The sequence below is a fragment of the Kitasatospora sp. NPDC090091 genome (assembly GCF_044747365.1).
GTDB lineage: Bacteria > Actinomycetota > Actinomycetes > Streptomycetales > Streptomycetaceae > Kitasatospora.
Genome location: NZ_JBIVDY010000020.1, coordinates 96,817 through 120,735, shown reverse-complemented (window position 1 = coordinate 120,735; position 23,919 = coordinate 96,817). Strand labels below are relative to the sequence as shown.

Here is a 23,919-nt window from a genome sequence, read left to right as displayed (position 1 = left end):
GGCCGCGGGCGGGGGGGGGGGGGGGGGGGGCCGCCCCCCCCCCCCCCCCCCCCCCCCCCCCCCCCCCCCCCGCCCCCGCCCCCGCCCCCCCCGGCCCCCCCCCCGTGGGGGGCGGGGCGGGGGGGGGGGGCGGGGGGGGGGCCCCCGCCCGGCCGGGGGGGGGGGGGGGGCGGGGGGGGGGGGGGGGGGGGGGGGGGGGGGGGCCCCCCCCCCGCCGCCCGATCGAGGGCCCTGGCGGTCAGCGGCGGAGCGGGCCCTCGCAGGTGTAGTCGGAGGTGCCGGCCTTGCCGTTGGTCCAGATGTCGACCTTGCCGAAGGTGCAATTCATGTCGTTGAGGTTGTTGGCCCCGGCGACGTCCCGGGTGCGGGTGAGGATGAAGTAGTCGACGGTGTCGCCCATGTCGCGGAACACCTCGTCCGGGTCGGACGGGTCGGCGAGGTTGGCGGTGATCCGGCCGGTGCAGACGAAGCGGCCCGGCTTGCCGGTGGGGTCGCCGGTGTCCTTGCAGTCGGGGGTGGACCAGGTGGCCTTGGCGAAGGCGGCCTGGACGGCGGCGGGGGTGGCGAGGTTGAGCCGGTCGTTGGGGACGAAGGAGGTGGACGGCACGTAGAGGCTGTCGACGTTGCGGATCTGCTCGTCGAGGAAGGCGTTGTACTCGGCCTGGAGGTCGGCGTCGGCGCCGACCCGGTTGCGCCAGGCGTCGAAGCCGGCCGGGTCGTCGGCGCGCAGGTACCCGTACATCTCGCGGAGCAGGGTGGGGTGCTCGATCCAGAGGAACTCGAAGAAGGTGCCGGCGTAGTTGTAGAAGTGGAAGGCCGGGGTGTCCTGGTAGGTGCGGTGGATGAGCTGGCCGACCGTCAGCCGCGGGATGCCCTTGGCCTCGTCGGCGGCGAGCTTGCGCACCAGGGACTTGCGCACCAGGATGCCGTCCTCGCGGGTGGAGCCGTCGAAGAACTCGGCGGTGCCCTCGTCCATCGCGGTGGTCTTGTCGCCCGCGTACCAGCGCGGCTCGTTGAAGTAGCCGGGCACGGCCCAGCGGCCGTTCAGGTAGTGGACGTACTCGTGCCGGAACAGCTCCTCCAGCGTGAGCTGGGAGTCCTGCGGCACGCGGCGCTGGTAGGTGTGGAAGGTGGCGCCGCGCTCGATGTAGACGCCGCCGTTGGCGGTGGAGTAGCCGGTGAGGACGGGGTGGTAGACCTCGTAGTCGGCGCGCGAGGCGTACAGGTGGATGTGCAGGGTGGGGTTGGGGTCGCCGGCGAGCGGCTGGTCGGTGCCCAGGACGCGGAAGAACTGGCTCTTGACCTGCTTGCTCGCGTAGTACATCTGGTCGACGGTGGCCTTGTCGAGGGCGGTGCGGACCTCGATGGCGCCGTTGTCGTAGGTGTAGGTGTTGGGGAAGACGCGCGCCTCCAACTGGCTGATGCAGACGCCGTACTGCTCGCACACGCCGTAGTAGGCGGCCCAGCCGATCAGCTTCGCCCAGGGGTCGGACCACTCGCCGAAGGCGGCCTTGGTGGCGTCCAGGGCGGCGCCCGTGTCGGCGACCACGTCCGCGCGCAGGGCGGCTATCTGGCCGAAGCGGCCGTACTCGGCCATGGCGTCGCGGGCGACCCAGGCGTTCTTGGTGCCCTTGAGGTGCCCGTAGGAGGCGAAGGCGCGGAAGGTGGCGCGGTACTGCGGGTCGGCGGCGACGGCCGCCGTGAACGCCTGGTCCTGGTTGTAGATGCCCAGGTAGTTGAGGTTGAGCGCCTGGAGCGCGGCCTTGCCCCACTCGGGGTTGTCGGCGACGGTGGTGCCGGGGGCGAGCACGGCGAGGATCTGCCGGGCCAGGTCGAGGTTGTGCTGGCGCAGACCGGTACTGCCGGCCGTGATGGCGGCCTCGCGCAGGGTCCGCGCCGCGAGGTCGGTGCGGTCGAACGCGTGCGGGCTGGTGCGGTAGGCGTCGAGGGCACGCTGGACGGCGCTGCTGGTGGCCGGGTCGGTGATGTCGATCTCGGCGTGGGTGAAGTCGTGGTAGGCGGTGGCGTGCAGGAACGTCCACAGCTCGTAGAGGTGCGAGGCGCCGGTGCCGTCGTCGCCGGCGGCGAGGGCGGTGGCCCGGTCGGCGACGGCCTGGACGTGGGCGTCGTCCATGGTGGTGGCGAAGCGGGCGTCCCAGGTCCACAGGAAGGACTTGAGGCAGCCGTCGGCCGTGACGGCGGGGTCGGCGAGGAAGTCGGCCAGCTGGGCCGGGCCGAGGCCGGTCATGCCGTCGAGGGTGCAGGGGACGCCGGCCGCGGTGACGGCGGCGGGCGCCGCGGCGGTGGCGCCGGCGGCCCGGTCGGCCGTCGGGGCGGGGGCGCCCACGTGGTCGGGCAGCAGACCGGGGATCAGCGAGTCGCCGAGCGAGCCACCGCCCGGTGCGGGCGCAGCCGTGCCGGCCCTGGGGGCGGAGTCGCCGAGGTGGTCCACCTCGTCGTAGGCGGTGGTCTGCGGCGCGTCCTGGGCCGGGGCGGGCGCGGCCGCGGCCGGAGCGGGGGCGGCGGCCGGCGCAGCAGCGCGGGGCGTGAGGGCCTGGGCGCTCTGCAGGGCGGGCAGCGTCAGGGTGGCGGCCAGGGTGGCGGCCAGCAGGACTCGGCGCGCGGTACGGCGAGTTGACACCGGTTCTCCTGAAAGTGGGGGGCGGAGGGAGTGGCGCAGAACGGTCGGCGGCGGCCGTGGCCCACCGACCCGGGAAGGGCCGCCCGAGGGGTGGCCGGTGGGGGTGTGTCGTCATCGATGGCGATGCGAGCGGTAACATAGCAATGTGAAATTGCACTAACAAGAGGTTGTGCATGGCCGTCTTTTGGGCCTGCGTCAGGTCCGTCTACGATGGCCGGGAAGACCGTCCACGACCCGTGGCCGGACCAGCGGCAACGAGGCGGGGGGCGAATCGGGAGTGCGACGGCTGGGGGATCTGGAAGCGCAGATCATGGACCGCCTGTGGAGCTGGGGCCGGCCCGCGACCGTGCGCGAGCTCGTCGAGGACCTCAACCGGGAACGCCCCCTGGCGTACACCACGGTGATGACCGTGGCCGACACGCTCCACGGCAAGGGCGTGCTCCGCCGCGAGAAGCAGCGCCGGGCCTGGCTCTACGAGCCCACCCGCAGCCGGGAGTCGTACACCGCGGCGCTCATGCAGGACGCCCTCGGCTCCAGCACCGACCGCTCCAGCGCCCTGGCGCACTTCGTCGAGCAGATCGCCCCGGAGGAGCAGGAGGCACTCCGGCAGGCGCTGCGGTCGCTGACCAGCGGCGACCCGGAGTGATCGGCTCCCTCGTCCTCACCGGGTACGCCGCCGTCCTCGGATGCGCCGTCCCTCCGCTGCTCGCCCGGGCCCGGTGGCCGCTGCGCGCCCCGCGCACGGCGATCCTGCTCTGGCAGGCGCTGATGGCCGCGTTCGTCGTCACCGTCGCACTCGCCTGGTACCACGTGACCGCGTCCGGGCGGCACCTGCACGGGCTGCTCGGGGCCGCCGAGCAGTGGCTGGGCGAACCGCACGCCGCCGGGGGCGCCGAAGGGCTCGGGCTGCTGCTGCCGGTCGGCCTCACCGCGCTCTGGCCGGCGGCCTGGTTCACGGCGGTCACCGTCTCCGCCCGCCGCCGGCGGCGCCGCCACGCCCGACTGGTCGACCTGGTCGGCCGGCCGGTGCCCGACCTGGGCGCCGTCGTCCTGGACCACGACCGCCCGGCCGCCTACTGCCTGCCCGGCCGGCCCGCCCGGGTGGTCCTGACCAGCGCCGCCCTCGACACCCTGACCCCCGACCAGCTGCAGGCCGTCCTGGCCCACGAGCGGGCCCACCTGACCGGCCGCCACCACCTCGCGATGGCCGCCGCCGAGGCCTTCGGCCGCGCCTACCGCGTCCTGCCGCTGGCCCGCGCCGCCCGCGAACACACCGCCGAGCTGGTCGAGATGGCCTGTGACGACCGCGCGCTGCGCACCTCCTCGGCGCGGGCGCTCGCGGACGCGATGTGCGAGGTGGCGACGGGCGCCACCCCGCAGTCGGCCTTCGCGGCCGACGGCGCGGCCGTGCTGGTCCGGCTGAAGCGGCTGCTGCGCCCGGACACCCCGCTCCATCCGGCCGCGCGCTGCGCCGTCCTGCTGCTCGGTGCGGCCGCCGCGGCGCTCCCCTACTTCCTGACCTGCGGGCCGGTGTTCGGCTGAGGCCGCGCGCGCACCGGCCTCAGACCAGCAGGACGCGGTCGCCCTCGGTGATCCGGCCGGGGGCGAGCACCTGGGCGTGCACGCCCGCGCAGGGGTGCGGGCCCATCCCCGGCAGCGGCTCCAGCCGGTTGTGCCGGGCCGGCACCCGCAGTGCCTCCGGGTCCCGCGGCAGCGGGCCGTGGGCGAGGGTGGGCACTGCGCAGCGCGGGGTGGGCACGGTGATCCGCAGGCGCAGCTGCGGTCCGACGGCCAGCTCCCGGCCGATCCAGTCGTTCTCGACGAAGCCGCTGCCGGCGGTGCGGACCACCAGGTTCGGCCGGTAGCGCCGCAGGTCCACCGGGCCGTTCGGGCTCAGCTCGCCGATCCGGTCGAGGGTGGCCGTGGTCAGCAGGTGCAGGGGCGAGTGGTCGAAGAAGGTGCCGGCGGGCAACCGGATGGCGTGCAGCGGGACTTCGGCGTCCGGGCCGCCGCGCAGCACCTCCTCGGGCTCGGCCCGGTCCAGGGTGGCCTCCGCCGGCGGTTCGGCGACCAGCGCGACCGGGCGGCCGACCGCCGCCGACAGGCCCTCGGGGCCGAGCTCGGTGCCGTCCGCGTCGGTGATCCGCACGCCGTCGGCGGTGGTCGCCGCGGTGAGGGCGAGCAGGCGACGCCAGAGGCGCGGGTTCTTGGCGCTGGCGACCCGGCCGGTGTGCGGGTCGAGCAGCGCGTGCCGGCGGTCGCCGTCGATGCCGCGGTCGGTGACGTCGGCGGCGGGCAGGCGCTCGCCGAGCATCGACTTCACGGGGTACCGCCACAGTTCCCCGACCGTGCCGACGGGGATGGCCGTGTCCTTCATCAGGGGTCCGCCTTTCCAGGGACCTTGCGTGGATTGCCCGGGCCTCACCCCGCGACCCTACGCGGGGAAGAGCAGGTCGATCAGCTCGTTCGCCTGTTCGGGGTTGAGCCGTGGGTCGCACAGGGTCCGGTAGCGGTCGGTGAGCGCCGCCTCGGTGCGGACGTTCCCGCCGAGGCATTCGGTGACGTCGGTCGCGGCCGTCTCCAGGTGCAGGCCGCCGGCGTGCCGGCCGCGGCGTTCGAGGATGCGGCGGAAGGCGGCCGCCTCCTCCGCGATCGCCCGCAGGTGCCGGGTCTTGAGGCCGCCGGCCGCGCGCACGGTGTTGCCGTGCATCGGGTCGGTCGTCCACACCACGGGGTGGCCGGCCCGCCGGACGGCGTCGACGAGGTCCGGCATCACCCGGTCCACCTCCGCGCGACCGAACCGCAGGATGAGGGTGAGCCGTCCGGGGATGCGCTCGGGGTCGAGCCGCCGGCAGAGGGCGAGCACGTCGGCGGGGCTCGCGGCCGGCCCGATCTTGCAGGCGACCGGGTTGCGGACGGCGGCCAGCAGCTCGACGTGCGCGGCGTCGGGCTGCCTGGTCCGCTCCCCCACCCAGGGCAGGTGGGTGGAGGCGAGGTACTCGCCGCCGCCGGGGGCGGGGCGCACCAGCGGGCCCTCGTAGTCGACGACCAGCGCCTCGTGGCTGGCCCAGGGCCCGGCCGCGGGCCGACGGGCGTCCGTCCCGGCGCGTTCGCGCCGGATCCGGCGCAGCTGCTCGCACACCCGTGCACCGGCGCGGTGGGCGAGCAGCATCCGCCGGGGGTCGTGCCGGCGGGCCTGCGGGGTGGGCTCCTCGGAGTTGACCAGATGTCCCCGGAAGACCGGGAGTTCGACGCCGCCGTGCAGCTCGGTCGGCGCCGAGCGCGGCTTGGCGAACTGGCCGCCGATGCGGCCGACCCGGACGACCCGCCCGCCCGTCCGGTCGGCGAGCCGGTCGCCGAGCGCGTCCAGGACGGCCAGCCGGGCGGCGAGGTGGCCGGGCGTCTGCTCGGCGAGGCTCTCCGCGCAGTCGCCCACCTGCAGCAGCCACGCCCCGCCGGCGGCGACCTCGGCCAGGCTCCGGTGCAGCTCGGCCGTCTCGGCGAAGAGCACCGGCGGCGCGGCCTGCAGCAGGGCGCGGCGGGTCGGGCGGTAGGCGGTGTGGTCCCGCCAGTCGGGCTGCTGCGCGGCCGGCAGCAGGTCCCAGACCAGCGGTTCGTCGTCGGCGAGAACTCTCGGGCCCTCGGCCGGGAAGGAAGACATCAGCGGTTCTCTCTCCGGTGGATCCGGTGGACTGGTCGGTGGTCCGGGCGGTGCTGCGGCGGTCCGGCCGTCGGGGCGGTGCGGCGCTCCGGCCGGCACGGCCGGGGTGGCGGCCGGCCCGGGCGAGGGGTCCGGGCCGGCCGCCGGCGGGTCACCCGGCCGCTTCGGCCGCCAGGCGGTCCGTCAGCGCCCGCTTGTTCACCTTCCCCACCGTGGTCAGCGGCAGGGCGGCGACGACCACCAGGCGGTCGGGCAGCTTGTAGGTGGCGAGGCCGCGCCCGACCAGGAAGTCGACCGCCTCGGCGAGGCCCAGGCCGATGCCCGGCGCGACGACGAACGCGCAGATCCGCTCGCCGAAGTCGGGGTCGGGCACCGGCACGACGGCCACCTCGCGGACGGCCGGGTGGGCGAGCAGCTCGTTCTCCAGCTCCTCGGCGGCCACCTTCTCGCCGCCCTTGTTGATGACCTCCTTGGTCCGGCCGAGCGCGACCACGTACCCGTCGGGCAGCAGCCGCACCAGGTCGCCGGTGCGGTAGAAGCCGTCCGGGGTGAAGGCCGTGGCGTTGTGGTCCCCCGCCCGGTAGTAGCCGCGCAGGGTGTAGGGACCGCGGGTGAGCAGCTGTCCGGCCTCGCCGGGCGCCACCTCGCGGCCCTCCTCGTCGACCGCCCGGAGCTCGTCGGCCGCCGAGAGCGGCCGGCCCTGGGTGGTGGCGACCAGCTCGTCCGGGTCGTCGAGCCGGGTGAAGTTGAGCAGCCCCTCGCCCATCCCGAAGACCTGCTGCAGCGTGCAGTCCAGGGTGCCGCGCACCCGGCGGGCGGCCTCGGCCGGCAGCTTGGCCCCGCCGACCTGGAGCAGTTCCAGGGTGGCGAGGTCGTCGTCCAGCCACTCCACGGCCTGCATCCAGAGCAGCGCCAGCGGCGGGACGAGGGCCGTGACGGTGACGCCCTCCTGCTCGATCAGCGCGAAGGCGGTGTCCGGGCTCGCGTCGGTAGTGAGGACGATCCGGCCGCCGGCGTGCAGCGTGCCGAGCACCCCGGGGCAGCCGAGCGCGAAGTTGTGCGCGACCGGCAGGGCGGCCAGGTAGACGGTGTCGCGGCCGAGTTCGCAGACCTCGGCGCTGGCCCGGACGTTGTAGGCGTAGTCGGTGTGGGTGCGCGGGATGAGCTTCGGCTGCCCGGTGGTACCGCCGGAGAGCAGGAAGAACGCCACGTCCTCGGCGACCGGGCGGGCCGGGGCCGGCGCGGAGCCGTCCGCCCCGCCGTCCGCCCCGGCGTCGCCGTCCGCCCCGCCCGGCGCGTCCAGGCTCGCCAGCGGGACGAACTCGGCGGCGTCCCCGGCCACCACGACGTGCTCGAGGCCGGGGGCCCGGCGCCGGACCTGGCGGGCCAGCTCGCGGTAGTCGAAGCCGAGGTCCTGGTCGGCGATCACGTACGCGCTCGCCCCGGTCAGTTCGGCCAGTGCGCCGATCTCGTGCTCCCGGTGGGCGGGCAGCGCCAGCACGGGCAGCGCGCCGATCCGGCAGAGCGCGAAGAACACCGGCAGGAACTCGACCACGTTGGGCAGTTGGAGGAGGACGGTGTCGCCCGGCGCGATGCCGAGCCGCCGCAGTCCGCCGGCCAGCCGGTGGGCCCAGCCGTCCAGCTCGCGGTAGCTCACCCGGCGGTCGCCGGCCGTGACGGCCACGGCGTCACCGTAGGCGTCCGCCCAGGTGGTCAGCAGGCCGCCGATGGTGACGTCCTGCCAGTAGCCCTCCTCCCGGTACCGCTGCGCCAGCTCCTCCGGCCACGGCGTGAACCCCGCAAGCATCTTGATTCGGCTCCCTCTGGTCGTCGGGTCGGTCGTCGGGTCGGTCGTCGGTGGCGGGTCAGGCGGCGGGGGCGGACGCCTCGGCCGCCGGGCCGGCGCCGATCACGTGCGGGGCCACGCTGGACAGCTTCTCGCGGGTCTCCTCCAGCTCGCGGGCGGGGACGGAGTCGCCGACGATGCCCGCGCCGGCCCGCAGCCAGGCGCGGCCGTCCTGCTCGTAGAGGGCGCGCAGGACCAGCGCCGCGTCCATCGAGCCGTCGCTGGAGGCGGTCAGGACGGCGCCGGAGTACAGCCCGCGGGCGCTCGGCTCCAGCCGGACGATGCGCTCGTAGGCGGCCTCCTTGGGCACCCCGGAGGCGGTGATCGCCGGGAAGAGCGCGGCCAGGGCGTCCCAGGCGGTCCGGCCGGGGGCGAGCTGCCCGAGCACCCGGGAACCGAGGTGCTGGACGCTGCCGCGGGGCTTGACGGTCATGAAGTCGCCGACCACCACCGAGTCGGGGTCGCAGACGGTGAGCAGCTCCTCGTAGCCCAGCTTCACCGAGATGGCGTGCTCGAAGACCTCCTTGGCGTCGCCGAGCAGCTCCGCGCGGAGACGGGCGTCCTGCTCCGCGCCGAGCCCGAACGCGCGGGTGCCGGCCAGCGGCTGGGTGGAGACGGCACCGTCGTCGTCCACCTCGACCACGGTCTCCGGGCTGAAGCCGGCCGCGCGCCAGCCGCCGAGGTCGAGCAGGAAGGAGCGCGCGGGGGTGTTGCGGCGGCGGCCGTGCACGTAGGTCGCGGGGAGGTCGACCGGCCCGCTGATCGGGACCGGCCGGGAGAGGATCACCTTCTGCAGCTCGCCGCGGCGGATGTCGTCCACGGCGACGGCGACCGACTTCTGGTACATCTCCGCACCGTAGCTGTCGACCGCGACGGGGGCCGGCGTCCCGGCCGGCTCGGCCGGCGGGTTCTCCAGGAATCTGCGGACGTCGTCCGCCGGCAGCTGTCCGGTCGTCCGGACCACGGCCCGGTCGGCGCGCAGCCGGACCTCGGTCTGCGGCACGACCACGTGGAGCAGCGGCGCGCCGGCCGGGATGTCGGCCCGGCGGTGGGCCAGGTAGCTGAGCTCGAAGGCCAGCCAGCCGTAGGCGTTCCAGCCGGCGATCGGGAGGCGCTGCAGGGCCGCGCCGACCTGGGCGAGCGGGCGGTCGCCGAGCGGTTCGACGGTCTCCTCGCCGTCGAAGCGCACCCGGAGCCGGTCGGCGTCGAGGACGAGCTCGGCGAGGGCTCCGCCCGCGTAACACCACTCCTGTTCGCGTTCGTAGACGACGTGGCTGTCGAAGAGCCCCGCGCGGGCGAGCGCGGTGGCGGTGACCAGCGGGTCGAACGGCCCGTCGACGGCCAGGTCCTGGTACCGGTTCATGGTTGCTACCTCGTTTCGGGCGCCCGTGCGGGCGGGTGGGGGCCGCCGGCGCGGGCCGGCGTGGGGCGGTGGCGGGGGCGGTGGCGGTGGGGACGGCAGCGGCCGGGCCGATCGGTGACCCGGGGCAGCCGGTACTGGCCTACCGCCGGAGCGGCAGCAGCCGGCCGGTGACCAGGGCGGCCACCTCCGCCAAGTGGTCCCCGATGAAGAAGTGGCCGCCGGGGAACACCTCGACGGTGCAGTCGCCGGAGGTGTGCTGCCGCCAGTCGCGTGCCTCGTCGACCGTGGTCCGCGGGTCGTCGGCGCCGGTCAGCACGGTGATCGGGCAGCTCGGCTCCGGACCGGAGCGGTGCCGGTAGGTCTCGATCGCCTGGTAGTCGCGGCGGACGGAGGGCAACAGGAGGGCCATGACGTCGCGGTCGTCGAGCAGTTCGGGGGCGGTGCCGCCCAGCTCGCGCAGCTCCGCCAGCAGCGCCTGGTCCGGCTGCCGGTGGACGTTCTCCTCGCGGCGCCGGCAGGGCGCGCGGCGGCCGGAGGTGAAGAGCACGTCGGGCCGGTAGCCGGCCTCGTGCTCCAGGCGCCGGGCCGCCTCGTAGGCCAGGACGGCGCCCATGCTGTGGCCGAGCAGGGCCAGCGGCCGCCCGTCCAGCAGCGGCAGCAGCGCCTCGACGACGCCGTCGGCGAGCTCGGCGATGTCGCCCAGCCCCGGCTCCGCCCGCCGGTCCTGACGCCCCGGGTACTGGACCGCGAGCGTCTCGACCTCGGGGGCGAGCCGCTCGGAGAGCGGGAACCAGAAGCCGGCCGCCCCGCCGGCGTGCGGCAGGCAGACCAGGCGGGCCAGCGCGCCGTCCGCCGGGTGGAAGCGCTTGAGCCAGCGGGAGTCCGCCGCGACCGCCGCGCTCACCGGACGGCCCCGGCGGCGGCCGGTTCGGCGGCGGCGCGTTCGGCGGTGGCCCGGTCCGCAGCAGCCCCGGCCGTCACCTCGGCGGGCAGGTGCCAGCGGTCCTCCGCTGCGCCCAGCCGCTCCAGCAGCTCCCGGTAGGCGCCCAGCATGGCGTCCAGCAGTCCCGCGGGGAACAGCTCGTCCACGGCGTCCCAGGCGAGCTGCACCGAGTCGTCGGTGCGGTACACCTGGTGGTCCAGCCAGACCTGGGGCGTCTGCGAGAGCATCCAGGTGAGCTCGCCGAGCCCGGCCCGGAACGCGGGGGCGACGAAGTCCGAGCCGAGGTTGCAGGCGAACACCACCGGGGCACCGACGCGCCGGCCGCCGTGGGCACGCCGCAGGTCCCGCAGGACGTTCAGCGTCGAGTACTGGGCGTGCGAGGCGTTCCGCTGGACGGAGCGCTGGAGCCCGCGCACCCGCTCGGCGAAAGGCGCGGGCCGGCGCAGGTCCACCGGCAGCAGCACCAGGTTGGTGAAGTCGGCGATCATGCCGGCCACCGCCGGGTCGAGCGGCTGCCGGTCGAAGAGCGGCACGTTGAGCAGGAAGGCGGGCTCCTCGCTCCAGGCGCCCAGGACCTCGGCGTAGGCGGTGGCGAGCACCATCGCGGTGGTGAGGCCGTGCTCGCGGGCCCGGGCGGTGATGCGCTGCCACTCCTGCGCCCCGAGCACGAAGCTGCGGCGGGAGAAGCGCGTCCGCCCGAGCTCCCCGGGGCGCTTGGCCAGCGGCAACTGCGGCCCGTCGGTGGGGAGTTCTGGCAGCAGCTCCTTCCAGTACCGCTGGGCCGCGGCGAGCGGACTGCCGGGGTCGGCAGGGCTGCCGGCCGCGGCCCGGTAGTCCGCCAGGTACTGCGCGAAGCCGTAGTCGCCCGCCGGGGCGAGCCGCTCCGGGGCTCCGTAGGCGGTGGCGAGGTCGGCGAGCAGCACCTCGATGCTGGCGACGTCGGCGACCAGGAGGTCGATGTTGAGGTGGATCCTGGTCCGGCCGCCGGGCAGCAGCGAGAGCTGGACGTCGAACACCTCGCCGGCGGCGACGTCGAGCCGGCGGTGCGACAGCCCGGCCCGCACCGCCGCGAGGCCCTGCTCCGCAGCGGCGCCCGCCGGGTCGGCGGCGTCGGTCGCGTCGGCGGCGGCGCTCGGGCGGCCGGCGGCGCTCGGGTCGCCGGCCGCCGTGAGGTCGTGCACGGTGAGGCCCGGCCACGGACTGCGGTCGAGGATCTGCTGGCGCCCGTCGTCGAGGAACGTCGCCCGCAGCATGCCGTGCCGCGCGGCGACCTGACGGACCGCCGCCTCCAGCCGGCCCGGCTCGACTGCACGGCCGTCGAACTCCAGGTAGGCGTGGCAGCCCACGCCGCCGAGGGCCATGTCGTCGCCGCGGCCGATCCAGTACGCCCGCTGGACCGGGGTGAGGTCGAAGGGCGCGCCGGTCTCGACCGGCGGCCGGACCGCCGCGGTGGCCCCGGGGGCGGCGGCCACCGCGGCGGGGACGGTGAGGAGCCGGTGCCAGTGCTCCACGGTCGGCGTCTCGGCCAGCTTCTGGAAGCTGACGTCCGCACCGGTGCGGCGCCAGCCGCCCGCCAGGCGCATCATCCGGATGGAGTCCATGCCGTGGCGGATCAGGTTGTCGGCGTCGCCGATCGTGCCGGGCTCGACCTGGAGCAGCCCCGCCACGGCCTGCCGGACGTCCTCCAGCGACAGCTCCGCGGCGGGGGTGCGGGGGGTTCTTCCGCTCATCGCGCTCACACCCGGCCGAGGTAGCTGGTGGACGGCCCGTTCAGGCCGGTGAGGATGCGCTGCAGGTTCTCGACCAGTGCGCGCTCGGCGATCGGGTCGATGATCGCGGCGAGGCTGGCCATGCCCAGGTCGAACTCGGCCTCGAAGCGGATGACCACGCCGCCGTCCCGCTCCTCCACCCGCCAGGTGCCGTCGAAGGACTCGAAGTCCCCGGTGGTCTGGGCGAAGGTGATGGTCCGGGCGGCCCGGTCGATCACCTCGTTCTCGCTCCAGCGCAGGATGCCGTTGCGGAAGTTGACGGCCCATGCGGAGTCGATCACGCCGTCCGCGCGCTCGGTGACGCGGACCTCGCGGACGGCGTCGGTGAACTCGGGGTAGCGCTCGAAGTCGGCGAGCCGGGCGAAGACGGTGTCGGCGTCGGCGTCGGAGACCAGGGCCTCCAGGGTGACCTGTCGCGTCACAGCGATCCTTCCAGGGTGGTGGCCGCGTCGTCGAAGGCGGTGAAGAGCCAGTCGACGTCGCTCTGGGTGAGTACGGCGGGCGGGGTGAAGCGGATCACCCGGTGGGCGTTGAGGCTGTGGTTGACCAGGACGCCGCGGTCCTGGAGTTCGAGGACGAAGGAGCCCGCGGTGTGCTCGTCCCGGAACTCGGCGCCGATCAGCAGCCCCGCGCCGCGGACCTCGGTGACCAGCCCGGGGCAGCGCTCGGCGGCGATCCGGGCCAGGCCGTCCAGCAGGGTGCGGCCGAGCGTGTCGGCGCGCTCGACCATGCCCTCGGTGCGGATCGTGCCGACGGCGGCGCGGGCGGCGGCCATCGCGATCGGCGAGGCCGCGAAGGTGGAGGTGTGCAGGAACGGGTCCCGGTTGAACGGCTCGTAGGCGGCGTCGGTGGCCACCATGGCCGCGACCGGCACCACCCCGCCGCTCAGCCCCTTGCCGACCAGCAGCACGTCGGGGGCGATCTGCTCCCGGTCGGCGCCCCACCAGGTGCCCAGCCGGCCCAGGCCGGTCTGGATCTCGTCCAGGACCAGCAGCGCCCCGCGTTCGGTGCAGAGCCGCCGGACCTCGGTGAGGTAGCCGGCCGGCGGGACGACCACGCCGCCCTCGCCCTGGACGGGTTCGAGGACGACGCAGGTGTCCGCGTCGACGGCGTCGGCGAGCGCGGCCACGTCGCCGTAGGGCACGTGCGCGACGTCCGGCAGCAGCGGCCGGAACGGCTCCTGGTAGAGCTCCTTGGCGGTGAGCGAGAGCGCCCCCATGGTCTTCCCGTGGAAGCCGCCCCGGGCCGAGACCAGCCGGCGCTTGCCGAGCGCCCGCGCCAGTTTGACGGCCGCCTCGACCGCCTCGGCACCGGAGTTGACGAAGTGGACCCGGTCGAGCCCGGCGGGCGTGACGCCGGCGAGGGCCGCCGCCGCGAGCGCCGCGGTGGGCTCCAGCAGCAGCCTCGTCGACATCGGGTGGGTGCGGACCTGCGTCACCACGGCCTCGACGACGGCCGGGTGGGTGTGCCCGACGAGGAACACCCCGTACCCGCCGCAGTCGAGGAAGCGGCGGCCGTCGGCGCCGTACACGTAGGCGCCGTGCGAGGAGAGTTCGAGGTCCCCGCCGGTCAGCTCGGCCAGGCTGGCCCGGCCCCGGCTGAGGTGGCGGCGGTAGAGCTCGGGGATGGCCGGCTCCGGCCACCCGGTCTGCACGGTCATGCCGCCACCTCGCTCGGCCGGACCAGGCCCTTCTCCTGCGCGTAGTGGCGCATCGAGGCGGTGAAGGCGTCCTCCAGGCGCTCGGCGGAGAGCCGGTCGACACCGGGGGCGTGGTGGTAGGTGCTGGCGAAGGGCTCCACCGTGTCGAACAGCGCCGTCATCGCGAGCATGTCGTCGACCCGGCGCCGACCGCTGCGCGGCAGGGCGTCGAGGAAGACCGGCCGGATCAGCCGGTCCACCATGTCCGGCTCGACGAAGCGCGGCCGCTCCGGCTCCAGGCCGAGGCTGCGGCCGAGCTCCAGGCCCAGCTCGACGACGCGCTGCGCGGTCGGGGCGTCCGCGCCCCCGGTGACCCAGTACTCGCCGCCGGTCGTCCCGGCCCGCACCAGGGCGGCGATCACGCCGGCGACCAGGTCCTGCGGGACGAAGTCGATCCGGTTGCCGGGGTCGAGCGGCAGCATCGGGAGGGCGCCCTTCAGCAGCGCTCCGGCGATCGCGTGCAGGCCCTGGAACTGGGAGATCCGGCCGGTGACCGAGTCGCCGATCACCACCGAGGGCCGGATGACGTTCACGGCCGCGCCGGAGTCCAGCAGCGCCTGCTCCGCGCGGCGCTTGGTGTCCAGGTAGACCTCGGGCCGGGCCGTGCTGCCGCCGTCCCGGGCGAGGTCGCGGCGGGTCACGAAGGCGGTGCTGACGTGGTGCAGCACCGCCCCCGCCCGCTGGGCGAAGGCCAGGACGCGCGCGGTGCCGCGGACGTTGAGGTCCTCGGTCAGCCGCTCGTCGACGCCGAAGCCGGTGACGGCCGCGCAGTGCACCACCGCGTCGACCCGGTCGGCGAGCTCATCGTGGGCCGCCCGCCCCAGGCCGAAGTACGGGCGGGTCAGGTCGCCGGCGACGCCGACCGCGTGCGGGGCGTCCACCGGCTTCCGGTGGGTGAGGCAGACGACGGTGTGGTCGGCGAGCCGCTCCAGCACCGCCCGGCCGACGACGCCGCTCGCCCCGGTGAGCAGGACGGTCCCGCGGGGCTTCACAGTGACACTCATGACCGCTCTCTCAGCCGACGCGCAGCGGGCGGCCGGCGAAGTGCTCGCACAGCTGCTCGGACATGTGGGTACGGGACGGCGGGTGGAACATCAGGCCCGCACAGGCGGCCGAGAGGTAGGCCGCGTCGCTCGAACCGATGTAGGCCATCCCGCCGAGCAACTCGACGGCGCGGCGGTTGATCCGCCCGATGGCGTCCTGCACGGCGTAGCGGACGCAGAGCACCTCGGCCAGCATCTCCTCGCCCTGCTCGCCGGCGTCCTTGGCGCGGGCGACGCCCTCCAGCATCGCCATCGCGGACTCGGCCTCGATGACGAGGGCGGCGCGCTCGACGGCATCGGCCCGGCCGACCGCCAGCACCTGCTCGACCAAGGCGCAGGCCGCGCCCAGGTAGGAGGCGGTGACGAGCAGTTCGAACCAGATGAACCCGCTGGTCTGCAGCTGGTCGGGCCGCTGGGCGTCGATGCTGTCGGTCATCACGACGAGGCGCTTGGGCACCTCGACGTCCTTGAGGACGACCTCGTCGCTCTCCGCGCCGGCCAGCACGAAGTTGCTCCAGAACGGCCTGATCTCCAGGCCGGGGCTGTCCGAGGGGATGACGACGACGGCCATCCGCTCGCGGCCGTCCTCGTCGGTGACCGCGACCGAGGCGGTGAGCAGGTCCATCGAACGGGACAGCGAGCAGGGCTTCTTGGCGCCGGTCACGACGAGGTTGCCGTCACGCCACTCGCCGCGCAGGTTGGGGGCGAGGATGGACGCCCCGGTGCGGCCCTCGGCGAAGCCGGAGGCGAGCAGCAGGTTCCCGGCGGCGATGCCCTCCAGCAGCATCCACTCGAAACCGTCGCCGAGGCTGGCCTCGGCCAGGCTGGCCACCGAGAAGTGGTGCATGGTCGAGGCGACGCCGAGCGACGGCGAGCGCGTTCCGATCGCCCGCATGACCCGGGTCGCCTCCAGGGCGGTGGCGCCGGCGCCGCCCTGTTCGGCGGGGATCAGCAGGTTGGGTCCGCCCGACGCCTTGAAGAGGGCGAGGGCGGGGTTGCCGGGCCGCTCCAGCTCGGCGAGCGGGACGGCGGCGAGCCGGCCGTCCAGGCCCGGCATGAACTTCTCCAGCGTCTGGCGCTCGGTTTCCAGGAACCGCATGGTCGAACTCCCCCGTTGCCTGTGCGTGTGAAGGTGGATCTCGAAGTGGACCCGAAGGTGGATCCGGAGATGCTGAAAGTGCTCAAGGCGCTGAACGTGCTGACGTGCTGACGTGCTGAAGGCGGGCCGGGCCGGTCCGTGGACGTGGTGGTGCCGCGCCCTCGGGGCGCGCCCGACCGCCGGCCCCGCCCGACCGCCGGTGCGCCGGACCGGCCCCTGCCGGCCCCGGCGGCCGGCTACCGCCCGGTGGGCCGCGGGCCAGCGGACCAGGCCGCGACCCGCCGGGCGATCGCCGCGGGCCGGTCGCCGGCGACGATCGAGTAGTGGTCCTCCGGCCAGACCTCGACGTCGAGGCCGGGGCAGAGGTCGCGCCAGGCCGGCACGGGGTCGGCCCGGTCCACGGCGCCGGCCACCAGCAGCAGCGTCGGCAGGTCGGACTTCTCCGGCCGGTAGGCGCCCAGGGCCGCCAGGTTGTGCGCGTGGACGCGCATCAGCAGGTCGTACTGCTGCTCGTCGGTGCCCTCCGGCAGCCAGCCGTGGTCGGCCGCCAGCCGCGCCGCGGCCGTGGCCCGGATGCCAGCCGGGGCGTCCAGGACGCCCGTCCGCACCTCCGCCGGCAGGTGACCACCCGCCAGGTCGGTGAGGAACTCCAGGTGGCCGTCGGCCTCCGTGGCGGTCGGCCGGACCTCGGTGAGGTCGCTGTCGATCATGAAGACCCGGGCCCGGTGGCCGCGCTCGGCCAGCTGCCGGCCGACCTCGTGGGCGAGCACGCCGCCCATCGACCAGCCGCCCAGCAGGTACGGCCCCTCGGGCGCCACCTGCTGCAGCTCCTCGCGGTAGGCCGTGGCCATCGCCACCAGGTCCGTCTCCGGGGCGGCGGTCGTGCCCTCGGCCAGCGCCCGGCTCTGGAAGGCGTGGACGGGACCGGCCCAGGCGCGGGCCAACGCCGGGTAGCTGCTCACCGAACCGCCCACCGGGTGGAACAGGAACAGCTCCGGGGCCCCGCCGTCCGGTTCGGCCGACCCACCGGCCAGGGTGACGCGGCAGCCGGCGGCGCGCTCCTGCGCCGCGATCCGCCCGGCCAGCGCCCGCACGGTCGGTGCCTCGAAGACCTGGCCGAACTGGAGCTCGACGCCCAGCTCGGCCCGGATCCGGTTGATCAGCCGCAGCGCGAGCAGCGAGTTGCCGCCGAGCGCGAAGAAGTCGCCGTCCGGCTCGACCGCCGGCAGTTCGAGCAGCTCGGCCCAGATCGCTTGCAGCCGTCCGGTCAGCCCGGCCGGCCCGGCGTCGCCCTCCCCCGCGGCGCCGACCGCCTCGGCCGGGGCGGCCTCGGGCGCGGCCAGGCCTGCCAGCGCGCCGGCCACGTCCACCTTGCCGTTGGACGTCAGCGGGAGCCGCTCCAGCAGCTCGATCCGCCCGGGCACCAGGTAGTGCGGCAGGCGCGAACGCAGGTGGTCGAGCAGGGCCTGCCGCGCCAGCGGCGCGCCCTCGCGCGGGACCACCAGCGCCACCAGGCGCCGCTGCCCGCCCGCGGCGGCCTCGCCGCTGACCGCGCAGTCCCGCACCGCCGGGAGCTCCCGGATCGCCGCCTCGACCTCGCCGGGCTCGACCCGGAAGCCCTGGATCTTGAGCTGGCGGTCCTCCCGGCCGAGGAACTCGATGGTGCCGTCCGGCCAGTAGCAGCCGAGGTCACCGGTGGTGTACAGCCGCTCGTCCGTCCGCGGGTGCCGGACGAACCGCTCGTCGGTGCGCGCGGCGTCCCGCCAGTAGCCGCGGGCGAGGCCGGCGCCGCCGATGTGGATCCGGCCGACCGCCCACGGCGGGCGGAGCTCCATCCGGTGGTCGAGCACCGTCATGGTCTGGTTGGTCAGCGGAACGCCGTAGGGGACGCTGCGCCAGGCGGGGTCCGTCCGGTCGACCTCGTGGATGTTCGACCAGATGGCGGCCTCGGTCGCCCCGCCCATCGCGATCACCCGGGCGGCCGGCCAGGTCGAGCGCAGCCGGTCCGGCAGGTCGGTCGGGATCCAGTCACCGCTCATCAGGAAGGCCCGGACCGGCGGGACGCCGGCCTCCGGCCGCTGCCCGACGACCTCGGCCAGCATCTGGGCCAGGGCGGGCACCGAGTTCCACACCGTCGCGCCGTGCCGGACGGCGGTCGCCGCCCAGCCCAGCGGGTCGGGGCGGCGGCTCGCCGCCGGGAGCACCAGCGCGGCGCCCGCGGCGAGCGTGCCGAAGACGTCCCAGACGGAGAGGTCGAAGCTGAGCGAGGAGATCCCGAACACCCGGTCGTCGGCCGTGAGTCCGACCCGCCGGTTGATGTCGGTGACCGTGTTGACGGCTGCGGCGTGGTCGATCATCACGCCCTTGGGCTGCCCGGTCGAGCCGGAGGTGTGGATGACGTAGGCGAGGTCGGCCGGGTCGCCCACCCGGGCGCAGGTCCGCCCGGCGTCGGGCTCCGCCCGGTCGGCGGCGAGCAGCGGACGGGTGCCGAGCGCGCCGATCCGCTCCTCGGCCGCGGACTGCACCAGGGCGACCCGCGCGGAGCAGCCGTCGAGCAGCCGGGCGATCCGCTCGTCCGGCAGGGCGGCGTCGACCGGGCAGTAGGCCGCACCGGCCCGCAGCACCCCGAGGACGGCGACCACCTGCTCCCAGCCCTTGGTCATGACGACGGGGACGACGTCGCCCCGGCCCACGCCGTGGGCGCCCAGCCAGCAGGCGACCGCACGCGAGCGGGCCTCCAGCTCGCCGTAGCTCAGCACCTTGTCGGCGGCCAGTACCGCGATGACGCCCGGTCGGCGGGCGGCCTGTCGCAGGAAGCCGTCCTCCAGCCGCTCGGCCGGCACGGGACCGGCGGGCGCGTTCAGCTCGGCGATCTTGGCCCGGTGGGCGGCCGGGACCGGGTCCGGCCGGGCCGCGGCCCCGTCGGGCCCGGCCAGCTCGTCCAGCATCCGCCCGTACGCGCGGAACATCAGCTCGGGCAGGCCCGGCGGGAAGGATTCGTCGACCACGTCCCACACGCAGTCGACGCCGCCGTCCGGCCCGTCGTGGAGCTGATTGTCCACCAGCACCTGGGGGGTGCGCAGATCGCTGGCCACCTCGCGGCAGGCCAGCCGGTCCCGGCCGTCCACCGGAGTCGGAGCGGTCGCGCCGCCGGCCTTCAGCATGCTGGTGAAGACGTACGGCAGGGCGGCGCGGGAGGTCCAGCCGCGCCGGGCGGCCAGCTCGCGGGTGATCCGCACCCCGGCCACGTCGGCGTTCTGGAGGTCCTGCCAGATCCGGCGCTGCAGCAGCCGGGCACGCTCCCAGAAGTCGTCGGACCCTCGCAGGTCCACTTCCAGCGGGAGGGTGGCACCGAACTGGCCGACCACGCCCGCCATGTGCGGGCGGGTGGTGGCCCAGTTCTGGTGCAGCAGGTTCAGGCTGAAGTGCGGTGCCTCGGCCCACGCGCCGAGCACCTCGGCGAACACGTGGCAGAGCGCGGTGGTCGGCAGCACCCGGTGGTGGCGGAAGGCGGCGGAGAGCCGCTGCCACTGCGTACGGGTGAGCCGGTGCGTGCGGCGGGTGAACCGCACCTCGGCGATCGCGGCCGGCTGGACGGCCAGCGGCAGCCGGGGCGCGTCCGGCAGGTCGTCGAGCCGCTGCTCCCAGTACCGCCACTGCTCCCGGTAGCCGGGCGTGTCCTCGTTCGCGAGCAGCTCCAGCCGGCAGTCGCGGTAGGTCGCCCCGGGCTCGGGCAGCTCGGCGTCGGGGTCGTGGTACAGGGCCCGCCACTCGTCCATGACCTGGCGGATGCCCCGGCCGTCGAGCAGCAGCAGGCTCATCGCCAGGTGCACCCGGACCCGGTGCGGCCGCAGCCGGTTCACCCTGATCTCGAAGAGCTGCCGGCCGGTGGGGGCGACGCCCTCGCGGCACATGGTCTCCCTGGTCCGGGCGAGCGCGGCCCGGCGGGCGTCCTCGTCGAGGCCGCCGAGGTCGGTCACCGCGAGGCGGACCGGCGGGGCCTGCTCCTCCGGGAGCACCCGCTGGGTGCCGCCCTCGTCGACGACGGTGCGCAGGTGGGCGTGCCGGCGCACCAGCTGCCGGAGCGCCCGCTCGGCGCGGGCCAGGTCGGCGCCGACCAGGTCCAGTTCGACGTAGTAGGCGGGCCTGAAGCCGCCGAGCTCGACCAGTCGGGAGCTGCCGACGAGGTAGGCCTCCTGCAGCGGCGTCAGGGGGAAGGGGTCGTGGGCGGTCACCGGGCGGCCTCCGGCCGGTCGGCCAGCACCGCGGCGAGTTCGGCGATCGTCGGCGCCTGGAACAGCATGTCGACGGCCTCGTCGCCGGACTGGGTGAGGCCGAGCTCGGCGCGCAGCCGGCCGATGATGCGCACGGCGTGCAGCGAGTCGCCGCCGAGGTCGAAGAAGTTGTCCGCCACGCCGAAGTCGTTCCGGCCCAGCGCCTCGCTCCAGATCTCGAACAGCCGCTGCTCCAGCACCGACTGCGGCGAGGCCCGCTCCTCGGGCGCGCTCTCGCGCCACGGCGAGGGCAGGGCGGAGCGGTCGACCTTGCCGTTGGCGCTCAGCGGCAGCTCGTCGAGGACGAGGTAGTGGTGCGGGAGCATGTAGTCGGGCAGCAGCTCGCCGAGCTCCCGGTGCAGGGCGGTGGTGTCGAGTGCCGCGCGGCCCGAGGGGGCGCCGGCGATCAGCACGTGCTGGGCCAGGGCGTCCACGGCCGGTGCGCCCTCCGGGACGGAGGCGGCCCGGGCGAAGCCCGCGGCCGCCAGCTGCTCCTGCCACTCGGGCACGGACAGCAGGGTGGCCTCGCGCTGGTCCTGGTAGTTCCCGAAGCCTTCGAGGAAGGCGAAGCTGATCATGTTCAGCGGGGAGTTGACGGTGCCTTCGATCATCACCAGCAGTCCGCCGGGGGCGAGCAGGCCGCGGACGCTGCGCAGGGTCCGGCCGAGGTCCTTGGCGTCGTGCAGGACGTTGGCGCCGATGACGACGTCGGCGCAGCCGGGGGCGAGCCCGTGCGCGGCCGGGTCGCCGTCGATGTCGAAGAGGCCGTAGTCGACGAAGGGGTAGGCGTCGGCGTAGCGCTGCCGGGCGGGCGCGGTGAAGGCGGTCGAGATGTCGGTGAAGCGGTACCGGACCCGGTCGGCGGGCAGGGCGGGCAGCACCTGGTCGCAGGTCGCACCGGTGCCGGCGCCGACTTCGAGGATCCGGACCGTGCGGTCGGCCGGGGCCTGGTCGACGAAGGCGCGGACCGCCGCGGCGGCGACCAGGTTCTGCAGCCGGGCGGCCGGGTTGCCCGCGTACAGCGCCCGGGTGACCTTCCAGTCCCCGTCGGGCAGGAGCAGCTGGAGCGGGCGGACCTGCCCCTGGAGCATCGCGAGCTGCTGGTCGATGCAGGCGGTGAAGTAGTCCAGCAGGACGCGGTCGGTGCCGGTGGCGGTGAGGGCGCCGAGGGCGGCCTTGATCTCCGCGTCCAGGGCGTCGGCGTCGAGGGGCTGCTCGGTGCGGTACTCGCCGGGCGTCCCGGTGGCGGTGAGCAGCCGTTCGGCGGCGAGGACGGCCAGCCACTGGTGGATCAGCCCGCGGTAGAGGGGGCGGACGCCACCGGCGGCGACGATCGTGTCGGCCGTGGCGCTGCCGCCGGCGGTGGTGAGGGCGCCGAGCCGGGCCAGGTTGCGCGCCATCACGGCGGGGGCCAGCGCCTCCAGCCGGTGCCAGAGGTCGCGGAAGTCGGCGACGGCGGGGGCGAGTTCGGCGGCGGCGCGCTGCACCTCGGCCTGACCGGCCGCCAGCACCCGGGCGTGGACGGCCTCGGCGTCCCGGGCCGGCACCGCCTCGGCGGCGTCCTCGGGCAGCAGGTGGGCGACGAGCTGGCGGCGGTCGGTGGCGGGGTTGGTGTCGACGGTGACGATGGCCTCGCCGACCCCGGGCCGGCGGCGCAGCACCGCGGCGATCTCGTCGAGCTCGATCCGGTAGCCGTTGAGCTTGACCTGGGTGTCGTCGCGGCCGAGGAACTCGATGTCGCCGCCGGGCAGGTAGCGGCCGAGGTCGCCGGTGCGGTAGAGGCGCTCCCCGGTCACGGGGTGGTCGACGAAGCGCTCGGCGGTCCGGGCCTCGTCGGCCCAGTAGCCCTTGGCGACGCCGATGCCGCCGATGAGGATCTCGCCGGTCGTCCAGACCGGGCACGGGTCGAGCCGGTGGTCGAGCACGTGCATGGTCTGGTTGGCGAGCGGCTTGCCGTAGGGGATGCGGCTCCAGTGCGGGGGCACCTCGCCGACGGGGAAGGAGATGGACCAGATGGACGCCTCGGTGGCGCCGCCGAGGCTGATCACCCGGGCACCGGGGTGGGCGGCGCGGATCGCGTCCGGCAGCGAGACGGGTATCCAGTCGCCGCTGAGCATGACCACCCGGACGGTGGAGGCGGCGCCGGACGGGGCGCCGGCCGGGTTGTCCAGCCAGAGGCGCATCAGCGCGGGGACGGAGTTCCAGACGGTGACGCCGTGTTCGGCGACGAGCGCGCTCCAGTGCTCGGGGTCGTGGGCGCGGCCGGGGGCGGGCATCACCACGGCGGCGCCGGCGGCGAGGGTGCCGAAGACGTCGTAGACCGAGAGGTCGAAGCTGAGCGAGGAGAGCGCGAGCACGCGGTCGTCCGGGCCGATGCCGAAGCGCCGGTTGATGTCCTGGACGGTGTTGGCCGCCCCGCGGTGGTCGATCACCACGCCCTTGGGCCGGCCGGTGGAGCCGGAGGTGAAGATGACGTACGCCAGGTCCTCCGGGGCGGGGGCGGTGGCGAGGGGTTCGGCGCTCGCGCCGCACACCTCGGCGTCGTCGGGCGTGACCAGGGTGAGGCCGGCGGGCCACTCGGCCGTGTCGCGCAGGCGCGGTGTGGTGACGACGATCCGCACGCCGCCCTGCGCCAGGACCTGGGCCCGGCGGGCGGCCGGCCATGCCGGGTCGACCGGCAGGTAGGCGGCGCCGGAGAGGGTGACGCCGAGGACGGCGGGCACCTGGGCGCGGCCCTTGTCGACGACGACGCCGACGAGGGTGCCGGGGGTGGCGCCGAGGTCGGTGAGGCGGCGGGCGAGGCGCCGGGCGTCGGCCACCACCTCGCGGTAGCTGAGGCGGCCGTCCTCGGCGATGACGGCGACGGCGTCGGGACGCTCGGCGGCACGGGTCTCGACAAGCCGGCAGAGGGTGGTGACGGGCAGGTCGGCCGCGGTGGCGTTGGCGCTCTCGCGCTCCGCGCGCTGCCAGGCCGGCAGTGCGGTGAGCCGGGCCCGGGTGTCCCAGGCCTGCGCCCCGGCCGCCAGCCGCTCCAGGGCGTCGGCGGTGACGGCGGCGAGGTCCGCGGTCAGGCCCTCGGGCAGCAGCCCGTCCGGGGCGGTCCAGGTGAGGGCGAGCCCGCCCTCCTGCTCGACGGCGGAGTAGCCGGGACATCGGGCCGGCTCCTGCTCGGCGGGCGCGTCGCCGGCCGGCTCCTGGGCGAGCTGCTGCTGGACTCGCTCGGCGCGGGCGGCGAAGGAGTCCTCGGGGAGGACGTCGAAGGCGAGCGTGCGGGCCGTGCCCCGGCCTGGCAGGGCGAGGTCGAGGCTGAAGTCGGGCTGCTTGGACCACTGGCGCAGCACGTCCGCGCCGACCGTGAGCAGGACGGCCGCGGGGGTGAGCCCGCGGAGCTCCGCCTCGGCGCGGACGGCCGTCCAGGCCGCCGCACCGAGGCGCTGCTGCCGGACGGTGGAGCCGCCGGCCGGCTGCTGCCCCGCGGGGGTCGCGGTGGGCAGGTCCGGCGCCGACGGGCCTGCCGGGAAACGCAGCTCGATTCCCTCGGCAGGCATTTCTCTGAGCACGTCCAGCAGCATTTCGAAATC

15 protein-coding genes are annotated in these 23,919 nt (G+C 75.5%); 2 read left to right on the top strand and 13 right to left on the bottom strand.

All coding sequences use genetic code 11. From position 1 onward, the window contains the following. Positions 1–238: 238 nt before the first annotated feature. Positions 239–2,641, bottom strand: a complete 2,403-nt coding sequence (locus ACIPSC_RS30045; protein ID WP_400829932.1) for a collagenase — start codon at positions 2,639–2,641, stop codon at positions 239–241. Between the two features lie 277 nt (positions 2,642–2,918). Between ACIPSC_RS30045 and ACIPSC_RS30040 the strand changes: the two genes are divergently transcribed. Together ACIPSC_RS30040 and ACIPSC_RS30035 are read left to right on the top strand one after the other, a co-directional pair. Beyond that, positions 2,919–3,287: a BlaI/MecI/CopY family transcriptional regulator gene (locus ACIPSC_RS30040; RefSeq protein WP_400829930.1), complete on the top strand. Its 369-nt coding sequence runs from the start codon at positions 2,919–2,921 to the stop codon at positions 3,285–3,287. Continuing rightward, on the top strand, positions 3,284–4,183 hold the full coding sequence (locus ACIPSC_RS30035) for a M56 family metallopeptidase (protein WP_400829928.1): 900 nt from the start codon (positions 3,284–3,286) through the stop codon (positions 4,181–4,183). The genes ACIPSC_RS30040 and ACIPSC_RS30035 overlap by 4 nt, the downstream gene beginning before the upstream one ends. Before the next feature lie 19 nt (positions 4,184–4,202). Here ACIPSC_RS30035 and ACIPSC_RS30030 read toward each other — a convergent pair whose 3' ends face one another. The 12 genes from ACIPSC_RS30030 to ACIPSC_RS29975 all read right to left on the bottom strand — a co-directional run bounded on the left by ACIPSC_RS30030 (position 4,203) and on the right by ACIPSC_RS29975 (position 23,886). After that, positions 4,203–5,018, bottom strand: coding sequence for an MOSC domain-containing protein (locus tag ACIPSC_RS30030; protein ID WP_400829926.1), 816 nt, complete (start codon positions 5,016–5,018; stop codon positions 4,203–4,205). A gap of 57 nt (positions 5,019–5,075) precedes the next feature. Continuing rightward, a complete protein-coding gene (locus ACIPSC_RS30025; RefSeq protein WP_400829923.1) occupies positions 5,076–6,302 on the bottom strand; it encodes a 3-deoxy-7-phosphoheptulonate synthase in 1,227 nt (408 codons plus the stop codon). Between the two features lie 151 nt (positions 6,303–6,453). Next, a complete protein-coding gene (locus ACIPSC_RS30020) occupies positions 6,454–8,109 on the bottom strand; it encodes a (2,3-dihydroxybenzoyl)adenylate synthase (RefSeq protein WP_400829920.1) in 1,656 nt (551 codons plus the stop codon). 58 nt (positions 8,110–8,167) lie between these two features. Then, complete coding sequence (locus ACIPSC_RS30015; protein ID WP_400829918.1) at positions 8,168–9,511, bottom strand: salicylate synthase; 1,344 nt, start codon at positions 9,509–9,511, stop codon at positions 8,168–8,170. 139 nt (positions 9,512–9,650) lie between these two features. Next, entirely contained in the window at positions 9,651–10,415 is a 765-nt protein-coding gene (locus ACIPSC_RS30010) for a thioesterase II family protein (RefSeq protein ID WP_400829916.1), read from the bottom strand. Beyond that, positions 10,412–12,184 (bottom strand): condensation domain-containing protein, encoded by a 1,773-nt coding sequence (locus ACIPSC_RS30005; protein WP_400829911.1) that lies wholly within the window; start codon positions 12,182–12,184, stop codon positions 10,412–10,414. The genes ACIPSC_RS30010 and ACIPSC_RS30005 overlap by 4 nt, the downstream gene beginning before the upstream one ends. 5 nt (positions 12,185–12,189) lie before the next feature. Beyond that, complete coding sequence (locus ACIPSC_RS30000; protein ID WP_400829909.1) at positions 12,190–12,645, bottom strand: type II toxin-antitoxin system RatA family toxin; 456 nt, start codon at positions 12,643–12,645, stop codon at positions 12,190–12,192. After that, positions 12,642–13,883: an aspartate aminotransferase family protein gene (locus ACIPSC_RS29995; RefSeq protein ID WP_400829907.1), complete on the bottom strand. Its 1,242-nt coding sequence runs from the start codon at positions 13,881–13,883 to the stop codon at positions 12,642–12,644. The genes ACIPSC_RS30000 and ACIPSC_RS29995 overlap by 4 nt, the downstream gene beginning before the upstream one ends. Beyond that, on the bottom strand, positions 13,880–14,926 hold the full coding sequence (locus ACIPSC_RS29990) for an SDR family oxidoreductase (RefSeq protein WP_400829905.1): 1,047 nt from the start codon (positions 14,924–14,926) through the stop codon (positions 13,880–13,882). The genes ACIPSC_RS29995 and ACIPSC_RS29990 overlap by 4 nt, the downstream gene beginning before the upstream one ends. Positions 14,927–14,936: 10 nt before the next feature. Continuing rightward, positions 14,937–16,064, bottom strand: a complete 1,128-nt coding sequence (locus ACIPSC_RS29985) for an acyl-CoA dehydrogenase (RefSeq protein ID WP_400829903.1) — start codon at positions 16,062–16,064, stop codon at positions 14,937–14,939. Positions 16,065–16,300: 236 nt separating this feature from the next. Further along, the gene (locus ACIPSC_RS29980; RefSeq protein ID WP_400829900.1) at positions 16,301–20,299 is read right to left on the bottom strand and encodes an amino acid adenylation domain-containing protein; all 3,999 of its coding nucleotides are present in this window, start codon (positions 20,297–20,299) and stop codon (positions 16,301–16,303) included. Next, entirely contained in the window at positions 20,296–23,886 is a 3,591-nt protein-coding gene (locus ACIPSC_RS29975) for an amino acid adenylation domain-containing protein (protein WP_400829898.1), read from the bottom strand. Before ACIPSC_RS29975 ends, ACIPSC_RS29980 begins: the two co-directional genes overlap by 4 nt. Positions 23,887–23,919 lie beyond the last annotated feature (33 nt).

What these genes read in the sequence shown, in the direction of transcription:
- ACIPSC_RS30030 (WP_400829926.1), bottom strand. Translation starts at nt 5,018, where the DNA reads ATGAAGGACACGGCCATCCCCGTCGGCACGGTCGGGGAACTGTGGCGG.
- ACIPSC_RS29995 (WP_400829907.1), bottom strand. Translation starts at nt 13,883, where the DNA reads ATGACCGTGCAGACCGGGTGGCCGGAGCCGGCCATCCCCGAGCTCTAC.
- ACIPSC_RS30025 (WP_400829923.1), bottom strand. Translation starts at nt 6,302, where the DNA reads ATGTCTTCCTTCCCGGCCGAGGGCCCGAGAGTTCTCGCCGACGACGAA.
- ACIPSC_RS30005 (WP_400829911.1), bottom strand. Translation starts at nt 12,184, where the DNA reads ATGAGCGGAAGAACCCCCCGCACCCCCGCCGCGGAGCTGTCGCTGGAG.
- ACIPSC_RS30020 (WP_400829920.1), bottom strand. Translation starts at nt 8,109, where the DNA reads ATGCTTGCGGGGTTCACGCCGTGGCCGGAGGAGCTGGCGCAGCGGTAC.
- ACIPSC_RS30015 (WP_400829918.1), bottom strand. Translation starts at nt 9,511, where the DNA reads ATGAACCGGTACCAGGACCTGGCCGTCGACGGGCCGTTCGACCCGCTG.
- ACIPSC_RS29975 (WP_400829898.1), bottom strand. Translation starts at nt 23,886, where the DNA reads ATGCCTGCCGAGGGAATCGAGCTGCGTTTCCCGGCAGGCCCGTCGGCG.
- ACIPSC_RS29990 (WP_400829905.1), bottom strand. Translation starts at nt 14,926, where the DNA reads ATGAGTGTCACTGTGAAGCCCCGCGGGACCGTCCTGCTCACCGGGGCG.
- ACIPSC_RS29985 (WP_400829903.1), bottom strand. Translation starts at nt 16,064, where the DNA reads ATGCGGTTCCTGGAAACCGAGCGCCAGACGCTGGAGAAGTTCATGCCG.